This window comes from Winogradskya humida (assembly GCF_016862215.1).
GTDB classification, from domain to species: Bacteria; Actinomycetota; Actinomycetes; order Mycobacteriales; family Micromonosporaceae; genus Actinoplanes; species Actinoplanes humidus.
On sequence record NZ_BOMN01000036.1, the window covers coordinates 20348 to 29986 of the forward strand.

General features: G+C 68.8%; 7 protein-coding genes. All 7 read left to right on the plus strand.

Annotated features, from left to right (window positions below; translation table 11 throughout):
• Nucleotides 1–9 precede the first annotated feature (9 nt).
• The gene (locus Ahu01nite_RS15355) at nt 10–1233 is read left to right on the plus strand and encodes a hypothetical protein (protein ID WP_203837193.1); all 1224 of its coding nucleotides are present in this window, start codon (nt 10–12) and stop codon (nt 1231–1233) included.
• A 1746-nt stretch (nt 1234–2979) separates the two neighbouring features.
• Nucleotides 2980–3162 (plus strand): hypothetical protein, encoded by a 183-nt coding sequence (locus tag Ahu01nite_RS15360; protein ID WP_203837194.1) that lies wholly within the window; start codon nt 2980–2982, stop codon nt 3160–3162.
• Nucleotides 3163–3684: 522 nt separating this feature from the next.
• Nucleotides 3685–4824 (plus strand): pyruvate dehydrogenase (acetyl-transferring) E1 component subunit alpha, encoded by a 1140-nt coding sequence (pdhA, locus tag Ahu01nite_RS15365; protein ID WP_203837195.1) that lies wholly within the window; start codon nt 3685–3687, stop codon nt 4822–4824.
• Nucleotides 4821–5810: an alpha-ketoacid dehydrogenase subunit beta gene (locus Ahu01nite_RS15370; protein ID WP_203837200.1), complete on the plus strand. Its 990-nt coding sequence runs from the start codon at nt 4821–4823 to the stop codon at nt 5808–5810. The genes pdhA and Ahu01nite_RS15370 overlap by 4 nt, the downstream gene beginning before the upstream one ends.
• A 5-nt stretch (nt 5811–5815) precedes the next feature.
• Nucleotides 5816–7252 carry a dihydrolipoamide acetyltransferase family protein gene (locus Ahu01nite_RS15375; protein WP_203837196.1) on the plus strand — a complete coding sequence of 479 codons (1437 nt, stop codon included), beginning with the start codon at nt 5816–5818 and terminating at the stop codon, nt 7250–7252.
• A 170-nt stretch (nt 7253–7422) separates the two neighbouring features.
• On the plus strand, nt 7423–7560 hold the full coding sequence (locus Ahu01nite_RS15380; protein WP_203837197.1) for a hypothetical protein: 138 nt from the start codon (nt 7423–7425) through the stop codon (nt 7558–7560).
• Between the two features lie 415 nt (nt 7561–7975).
• Nucleotides 7976–9639: hypothetical protein (locus Ahu01nite_RS15385; RefSeq protein ID WP_203837198.1), on the plus strand; the 1664-nt coding region annotated here is incomplete at its 3' end.

Below are 9639 nucleotides of genomic sequence, written 5' to 3' on the forward strand. Positions count from 1 at the left end.
GCTCGCGGCATGGCAGCAGCACCTCAGAATCCGTACGACGCGGTCCTCCACGCGGCCCGCGACGTGGCGAAGCTCGGCTGCGCCCTGGACGCCGAGATGCTAGGCACCGCACTGCTGGGCAGCGTGTATTCGGTCGCCACGACCGACCGCGCCCAAGCGGTGCGCGACTTCGTCGGCGAGTTCCTCAGCGCGACCACCAGGCGGCGCACAGCCTCCGCGACCACCATCCGCGAAGTCTTCGCGGCGCTCGTCCCGGAGGCGGCCGGCGCCGGCGAGGTGAAACGCGGCTCGCTGACCCCCGGCTGGGCCGACCAGCTCGGCCGGGTGCGCCCCACCGGCTGCTACGCGTACGGCGATGTCTATGGAGACCAGACGTCCTACCTGGTCACCTTCGCCTACGACGACCTCGAGGACGGCGGCCCCGAACACGCCATCGTCGCCCTGGTCGACCACAACATCGGCATCACCAAGGACGTCTTCGTCGGCAGCCCCGCCGAACGCATCCTCGCCCAGGTCCGCGAAATGTGCGCCGGCGACGAGCTGACCTGGTTCCGCGAGGAAGACCCCGCCCGTCTGCGCAGCGAAGTCAGCCGGCACCTCGAGATCACCGACGACCTCAGCGACCTCCCACAGGACGGCAACCTCTCCACCGACCGCGCCCTGGCCACAGCCCGTCTCGGCCTGCTCCCCAAGTCGACCGTCCCCGCGCTGGTCGAGCCGCCGGAGCTCAGCGGCCCGGACCGCGAGCGGCTCCTGCGCGACTTTCTCTCCTCGGCGGAGGCGTCCCGCTTCGGGCTCGAGAAGATCTCGGCTGATGACGAGCTCGCGTCCCTGCATTTTTGCCTGAGCCTGCTGCTGGATCACGCGGCCAGCCTTCCCGACCCGGACCCGCTGCGGTGGAGTCCGGCTGTTGCCGGGCTGTTCCTGCTCGACTGGGTGCACCGCCGCGCGGTCCTCGACATGGACGACGCGGCGATGCTGCCTCGGGTCACGAGGGCCTGGTCCGCATATGCGATGCGGAAGCGAGGGCTCCCGGATGCCGCTTCATCGCAGACGGACACGCTGGTCGAGGAGATGATTCCGGAGTTCGCGCGGCTGTATGCCACGGGCGAGAAGCGGAGTCCCGCCACTGCCGCGGTCGCCCAGCTCATCTCCGAGGGCGTCGACCCCAACGACCCGGAAGCCATCGACGCCTGGATCGAGACCAACCGCCACCGCCTCTCCGACGACTGATCTGAATCCGCGACCGGGCCTTGGTTGGGCTCGGCTTGGCTGGTTGGGCTTGGCTGGTTGGGCTTGGCTGGTTGGGCTTGGCTGGTTGGGCTTGGCTTTCAGCGTCGGTTGGTGCTGGTGTCGTGGTTGGCGTGGTGGCGGGATGGGCGGGAGCTTCGGCGCAGGGCTGCCTTGCGGGCTTCGTCGGTTCGGTGGGTGTGCGTGACCTGGGCTGACTGCTCCGGTCTCGCCGCGATTTCGCCGGACTGCGATTGGTCTGCCTGCTGCGATTGATCACCGCGGTGGGATTCATCGGTGTGATGCGTCTGGTCGGCCCGGTTCGCCTGGTCGGCCCGGTGGGTTTGGTCGGCCCGGTGGGTTTGGTCGGCCCGGTGTGGTTGGTCGGCCCGGTGTGGTTGGTCGGCCCGGTGTGGTTGGTCGGCGCGGTGTGGTTGGTCGGCTCTGTGGGCGCCGTTGTAGCCGCGGGCGGTTGCGGGGGTTTCGTTGGTGCGGGGTGGGGCGGGCTGGTGGCGGTGGCTGTTGTGGGTTCGGTCCGTTTTGCGGGCGGGCCTGAGATTCTGGGGGCGTTCGGTCACCGTTGACCTCCGGCTGGTGTCGAACCGGTCGGCGCTCGCCCACCGGTTGCTTCTGGCGTTGGTTTTCTTGAAGGCGACGTCGACGGCCGAACGACGAGGACGATCCGGGCAAACGTTCCGGTGCACGGGCTTGGCCGACGGGTCACGGGTTTCGCTATCACCCAAATGGTCGGAATCATCCGCACTGTCCTTGTCGTCACTCTGAGCAGAGTCGGTGGGATCTGCCGGGTGGTCAGACAGATCATCGGCATCCGCGTCATCCGGGTCGGATTTGTCGGGTTCGCCGGGTGGATCGACGTCACCCGCCGAATCACGCTCAGAGTCGACTCCCGAACCACTCGCCGAATCACCTCCGGAGTCGGCTCCCGAGTCGCTCGCCGAATCACCCCCGGACTCGGCTCCCGAGTCGCTCGCTGAATCCCCGTCCGAGTCGCTCGCTGAATCCCCGTCCGAGTCGCTCGCTGAATCCCCGTCCGAGTCGCTCGCTGAATCCCCGTCCGAGTCGTTTGCTGAATCCCCGTCCGAGCCGACTCCCGAGTCGTTTGCAAAATCGCCGTCAGGGTTGGTTCGCGGGTCATCAGGGGAGCCGCCTGAATCACCCGTCGGGCCGCCGGACGAGCCATCGTCATGCCCGTCCGGGGTGCTCGGATCATCGCTCTTATCGTCTTTATCGGAATTGTCCGGATTAGACGACGAGCCGTCGGGTTCAGCCGGACCGCTTGACCCATGCGGATCGGCGGGCATGATCGAGCCGCCCGGCCCGTCCGCGGAGCCGGGCCCGATCGGGGCGCCGGGCCCGATCGGGGCGCCCGGCCCGATCGCAGCACCGGGCTTGGTGGGGGCGGTGGGTGTGATGGGTTGAATTCGGCCCACGATGTCGTCGTCCTTCACGTGCCCACCCCTCCCAGGGTCGCCATTGGCGGAGTTGTCGTCGGCGGGGTTGTGCTGCCCGGGGTCACCCGCTCGGGGAGCTGGCGATTTGCCGGAATCCGCACCACCCGGGACAGCACGCGGAACACCATCCCCAACACCATCCGGCCCGGTAGTGGATCCAGACCCCGGGCGAGGCTCAGCTCCCGGACGCGGCTCAGCCCCGGGCTGCGGCGAAGTGCGGGTGTTGTCGGCTTTGGGCGTACCCATGGGGGGCTTCTTTTTTTGGGGTTGGCCTTGGATGTCCGGCGGGGTGGCCGGCGCTGGGGGCGTGACCTGGATCGGGCCTGCGGAGGCCGGGGGGATGAACGGCACGTCGGGGACGGCGGGGCGGTCGGTGGCGAGTTGCCGGGAGCCGGCGGTGATCGCTGCGAGCGTCGGCAGGGAGGCCAGGCCGACCAGCATCGCCACGATCAGCACGTAACGACGGGTTGTGCCGGTGAAGCCCTGGGCGCTGTAGACGCCGTTGAGGCGTTTGCGGAGGACTGTCAGCGGGCGTTCGGGGTTGTCGTCGTTCGGCTGGTCCGGCACGGCCGGCACCCTCCCCAGAGTAAAGATCCATATGGATTCGTCGCGGCTAGAGGGGTGAACGACGCAGGGGGCTTTGGGGAGCGGTGGGGATCGGGCGTTACGGCGGAAGTGATGGCACGAAAAGGACTTTATTGGGCAAATACGGTCACCGATAAACCCGCAAGATTTCCGATCTGTGATCGACCTGACCTGTGGCGCCCCTCACGTTCTCTGCGAGGATGAGGGGGAGGGCACCGCCGCCGTCGCCTTCGCTACCAGCGGAGCTGCGGTGGGGGCCGTCACTCCCCGGCGGGGTCTGTGATCACGTCGTCGGGCCGCGCGGCAACCTCACCCGGTCAGGCGCGGCATACCAGCGGTCGAGCCGCGCGGACGGGCAACACCCGCCGTGGGCGTTGAGATGAACAGGGAGACACGGATGGCGAACGGCGAAAGCGAAGTCGGGGCTGATGCTCCGGCCGGCGGTTTCGTTCAACTGCTCACCCCCGAAGGTGAGCGCGTCGACAGCGTCACCACGGCGGAGGGGGTGACCTATTCGGTCAGCTTCACCGACGAGGAGTACCGCGAGCTCTATCGGGATCTCGTCACGGTCCGCCGGCTCGATGCGGAGGCGACCGCCCTGCAGCGCCAGGGCGAGCTGGGCATCTGGGCGAGCCTGCTCGGTCAGGAGGCGGCGCAGGTCGGTTCCGGGCGGGCGATGCGCAAGCAGGACATGGCGTTCCCGACGTACCGCGAGCACGGCGTGCTCTACACCCGGGGGATCGACCCGATCATGCCGTTCGGCCTGTTCCGGGGCGTGGACCAGGGCGGCTGGGATCCGAACGAGTACAAGTTCAACACGTACACGATCGTCATCGGTTCGCAGACGCTGCACGCGACCGGTTATGCCATGGGCGTGACCATGGACGGCAGGACGGGCGGGCCCGACGGCGAGGCCGTCATCGCCTACTTCGGCGACGGCGCCACCAGCCAGGGCGAAGTGAACGAGGCCTTCGTCTGGGCCGGCGTCTTCAACTCGCCGATGGTGTTCTTCTGCCAGAACAACCAGTACGCCATCTCCGAGCCGCTCGAACGCCAGACCAGGATCCCCCTCTACCGCCGCGCGGCGGGCTTCGGCTTCCCGGGCGTTCGGATCGACGGCAACGACGTGCTCGCTTCGTACGCCGTGACCAGGTCAGCGCTCGACAACGCCCGCAACGGCAACGGCCCGACGCTGATCGAGGCCTACACGTACAGGATGGGCGCGCACACGAGCTCCGACGACCCGACCCGCTACCGCATCGCGAGCGAGGTCGAGTCGTGGAAGGCCAAGGACCCGATCAGCCGGTTCAAGGCTTTCCTCACCAAGCAGCAGCTCGCCGATGACGACTTCTTCGGTCAGGTCGACGAGGACGCCCGTACCCTCGCCCTGAACCTGCGCGAGCAGGTGCTGGCGATGCCCGATCCGCAACCCATCTCCATCTTCGACAACGTGTATCCGAACGGCTCGCCACTCGTCGACGCACAGCGTAAGCAGTTCGCCGACTACCAGGCCGCGTTCGAGGGGAGTGCCCACTGATGTCCGAAACCCTCACTCTCGGCAAGGCTCTCAACCACGGCCTGCGTCGCGCCCTGGAGAACGACCCCAAAGTCGTCATCATGGGCGAGGACGTCGGCAAGCTCGGCGGCGTCTTCCGGATAACCGACGGCCTGCAGAAGGACTTCGGCGAGAACCGGGTCATCGACACCCCGCTCGCCGAGGCCGGCATCGTGGGCACGGCGGTCGGCCTGGCCATCCGCGGCTACCGGCCGGTCTGCGAGATCCAGTTCGACGGGTTCGTGTTCCCCGCGTACAACCAGATCGTCGCCCAGGTCGCGAAGATGTATTACCGCTCGCTGGGCAACGTGCGGCTGCCGATCGTCATCCGGATCCCCTACGGCGGGGGCATCGGCGCGGTCGAGCACCACTCCGAGTCGCCCGAGGCGTACTTCTCGCACACCCCCGGCCTCAAGGTCGTGACGTGCTCGAACTCCGCCGACGCATATTCGATGATCCAGCAGGCGATCACGTCCGACGACCCGATCATCTTCTTCGAGCCGAAACGCCGGTACTGGGAGAAGGGCGAGGTCGACCTGTCGCTCGCGCCGCAGGATGCGTACCCGCTGCATTCGTCCCGGGTCGCGCGTGAGGGCGGCGACGCCACCCTGATCGCTTACGGTCCGATGGTCCGGGTCGCTCTTGACGCGGCCGAGGCTGCCGCCGAGGACGGCCGTAACCTCGAGGTCATCGACCTGCGGAGCCTCTCACCGCTCGACCTCGACCCGGTCTACGCCTCAGTGCGCAAGACCGGCCACGCGGTGGTCGTGCACGAGGCCCCGGGCAACCTCGGCCTGGGCGCGGAGATCGCCGCCCGGATCACCGAGGAGTGCTTCTACTCGCTGGAGGCACCGGTCCTGCGCGTGACCGGCTACGACGTGCCCTACCCGGCCGCCCGCGTCGAGGAGGAGTACCTGCCCGACCTGGACCGGGTGCTCGACGCCGTCGACCGTTCGTTCGGCTGGTGACCCGGATGTCACGGATCAAGGACTTCACCCTGCCCGACCTGGGCGAAGGTCTCACCGAGGGCGAGATCCTCACCTGGCTCGTCAGCGTCGGCGACACGATCGAGCTCAACCAGCCCATCGTCGAGGTCGAGACCGCCAAGGCGGCCGTCGAGATCCCGGCCAAGTGGGGTGGCGTGGTCGCGAAGATCCACGTCGAGGCCGGAACGACCGTCGAGGTGGGTGCGCCCATCGTCTCGATCGACACCGACCCGACCGCCGGGCCCATTCCCTCGGCGGAATCCCTCGCGGCCGTCGAGATCGCTCCGGAAGAGGGTGCGGTCGAGCCCGGTCTCATCGGCGGGCCGGCCCCTGGCGGGCGCACGGCTGTGCTTGTCGGTTACGGCCCGAAAACCGTAACTGCCAAACGCCGACCCCGGATAGGTACGCCCGACACCTCCACAACCGCAGCTACGCCAACCCCGCCTGCGGCGGCTCGCGCGACTCAACCTGCGGCCGTCGCTCCGGCGCCCGTAGCTCCCGCCCCGGCGGCACCTCCCGCTCCGGTTCCCGCGGCGGTGCTTTCGTTGAAGGTGCTGGCCAAGCCGCCCGTACGCAAGCTGGCCAAGGATCTTGGTGTTGATCTCTCCAGGCTCGTCGGGTCGGGGCCGCTCGGTTCGGTGACACGTGCCGACGTACACGCCGCAGTGGCTGCTGTTGATGTTGTTGTTGATGCATCCGCCGCAGGGGCGTCCGACGGTTTCCGGGAGCAGCGAATCCCGATCAAGGGCGTCCGGAAGCTGACCGCGGCGAACATGGTCGCGTCGGCGTTCACCGCGCCGCATGTCACGGAGTTCCTGACCGTCGACATCACCAAGACGATGAAGGCGTTGGAGCGACTGAAGGCCCGCCCCGAGTTCCGGGAGATCCGGCTCTCTCCGATGCTGTTCGTCGCCAAGGCCGTACTCCTCGCAATCAAGCGGCACCCGATGGTCAACTCCAGCTGGTCCGGCGAGACCAACGAGATCGTGATCAAGGAGTACGTCAACCTCGGCATCGCGGCGGCCACCGAGCGCGGGCTGATCGTGCCGAACATCAAGGACGCCGGTCTGCTCTCCATGCGCGAGCTCGCCGAGGCGCTGAACCTGCTGGTCCAGGTCGCAAGATCGGGCAAAACGCCGCCGGCCGACATGGCGAACGGCACGTTCTCGATCACGAACGTCGGGGTTTTCGGCATCGACACCGGCACGCCGATCCTGCCGCCCGGCGAGTCCGCGATCCTGGCGTTCGGCGCCGTACGCCCGACGCCCTGGGTGCACAAGGGGAAGATCAAGATTCGCCAGGTCACCACGCTGGGCCTCTCGTTCGACCATCGCATCATCGATGGCGAGCTGGGCTCGAAGTTCCTGCGCGACATCGGCCGCTTCCTCGAGGACCCGGAGGGCGCACTGCTCTCCTGGACCTGATCTGTTTTTTATTCTGCAACCAAGCTGCACCACCTTTGATCCTTAGGCTAGTAAGCGGGATCACCCTCTGAATCGTTGGCATGCTGGGTTCCGGCGCGGTTTAATTAAGCCAGCGCCGGAACCACGGCACGTCCAACAAGGCCAATGAAGGCCAGGGGGAGAGCACCACAATGAGCGCCATCAGCCGCATCCGCAGCCGCCGTCTTGCCAAGCGCGACGCCCGCGCCATCGAGCGCGCCATGCAGGCGGCGCCGACCCAGTCCATGCGTAACGAGATCGCGATCTTTGCGCAGCAGCGCACTTTCTGATCGCTCCCGATCACGCTGGGTAAGGCGAGAACCACATAAGCAATCACTTCACCCGCCGCGTCTCTGATCGTCCGCCCGATCGACGCGGCACCGAGAGCCCCGACCGATACACAGGTCGGGGCTTCTCGTTATCTCTGTGAGATTTTCGGACCACCCACTCCGGACACTCCGCCCGCAATTGATGGCATTTGTCCAACGTGTGCATGATCACGTTCGGACTTTTTCGGGCACGTCGCCCGCGTCCCACGGCGTACACCGGGATTCCTACTCTCGGCTACGCCCGGTACGGTTGGGCACGGTCACCCGCCCCGGCTCGGCCGGCCGGGTCATGTGGCCGGGGTCATGCTCCAGCTCTGCAGGGTCGGCCGCGTCCGTGCATAAGCTGGCACGGCCGACAGTCATGGAGGAGGCGGTTATGACGTCCGATGGCCAGCACGCCGGCCGGCAGCCGGGGGCCACATCGGGCCGCGGAGCTTTCCCGCCCGACAACCGCCCCGACACAGACGGTCACGCTGCGTCCGGTTCCGCTCCGTCGTACCCGCACGCCGAGGATTCGCTCCCCAGTGCGTACGCGCCACCCCCGCAGTCGACCCCCAACGGCGGCTCGCCCTTCGTGGTCCCCGCAGTGGCGGACGCCACCCCCGGCCCGGTCTTCGGCGCCCCCTCTTCGCCCCAGGACCCTCGTAGTACGGAGTCAACGCCCTTGCCTTCACGCGGCCAGTCGGCTCCCGATGCCCCCTCCTCGGGCTGGTCCCCCCAGCCCCCGGCCACCGACGCATCGGGCCAGGTCCCGTTCCGCCACGCACCCGGCGGCCAACTCCCCCAGCGCAACCCCGGCATCGCCGGCGGCCCGCTAGCCGGCCCGGTCGGCGAGTTCAACGGCTTCGCCCCGACGCGCGGCGCCGCCCAGCCGCCGGCGACCCCTCCCACGGCCTCGCCTATCGCGGCACAGGCCCAGCCCTTCGCGGCACAGGCGCAGCCTCTCGCAGCGCAGGCCCAGCCCTTCGCGGCACAGGCCCAGCCTCTCGCAGCGCAGGCCCAGCCCTTCGCAGCGCAGGCCCCGGCAGCTTCGACGCCCGACCTCCCCCGCCGCTCCCCGGGCGAGGGCCGCGGCCCGTTCGAACGAGGCACGGCAGCCCCCGACGACGCCAACGCCCCCGCCACCGAGCGCGCCCCCGGCGTCTCAGCCTTCGGCGACCAGCGCGTCCGCGTCCCCGGCGCCACCCTCACCGACTACCCGGACAGCCCGCCCACGGTCGACGGCAGCACCACACCCGCCCAGGACCTCACCGGCTTCCCCGTCCGCGGCGACGCCCCCGAGGGCGCCAGCTTCCCCCTCCGCGGCAACTCCGCCGGCGAGAACAGCAGCTTCCCCGGCCTCCGCGACGCCCCCTTCGCCCCGATCAACGGCGACCTCCCCTTCGACCCGGCCGACTCCCGCTTCACCGCCCCGGACTCCCCGTTCGGCCCCTCCAGCTCCGAATCGCCCTTCACCCGCCCCACCGACCTCGCCAGCACCCCATCCGGCTCCTTCGGCCCCAGCCCCAGCCCCTCGCCGAGCCAGTCCCCGGATTCCTCCTACGGCCCGCCGTCCTCACAGCCCTCCTTCGGCCCGCCGTCCTCAACCTTCAACACCCCCTCGCAGCAGCCGTTCAACGCGGCCTCGCAGCAGCCGTTCGGTCAGGGCCAGTCCTCGCAGCCGGCGTTCGGGCAGAACGCCTCCTCGGACTCGCCCTACGCCCAGAGCGCCTCTTCGGACTCGTCGTTCGGGCAGAACTCCTCTTCGGACTCGTCGTTCGGCCCAGGTCAGTCCTCTGACTCGTCCTTCGGCCCAGGTCAGTCCTCTGACTCGTCGTTCGGCCCAGGTCAGTCCCCCAGCTCGTCGTTCGGGCAGGGCCAGTCCTCGGACTCATCGTTCGGCCAGGCCTCATCTTCGGAACCCCCGTTCGGCCAGGCCCCGACTTCGGCCTCCCCGTTCGGCCAGGCCCCGTCTTCGGCCTCCCCGTCGTCCGGGGGCTCCCCGTTCGGACCGGGCCCGTCGTCGACCGCAGGCGCGAACTCCCCGTTCCGCCCCGGCGC

Coding starts and splice junctions, on each gene's coding strand:
- Ahu01nite_RS15355 (WP_203837193.1), top strand. CDS start 10: ATGGCAGCAGCACCTCAGAATCCGTACGACGCGGTCCTCCACGCGGCC.
- Ahu01nite_RS15360 (WP_203837194.1), top strand. CDS start 2,980: ATGTCCGGCGGGGTGGCCGGCGCTGGGGGCGTGACCTGGATCGGGCCT.
- pdhA (WP_203837195.1), top strand. CDS start 3,685: ATGGCGAACGGCGAAAGCGAAGTCGGGGCTGATGCTCCGGCCGGCGGT.
- Ahu01nite_RS15375 (WP_203837196.1), top strand. CDS start 5,816: ATGTCACGGATCAAGGACTTCACCCTGCCCGACCTGGGCGAAGGTCTC.
- Ahu01nite_RS15380 (WP_203837197.1), top strand. CDS start 7,423: ATGAGCGCCATCAGCCGCATCCGCAGCCGCCGTCTTGCCAAGCGCGAC.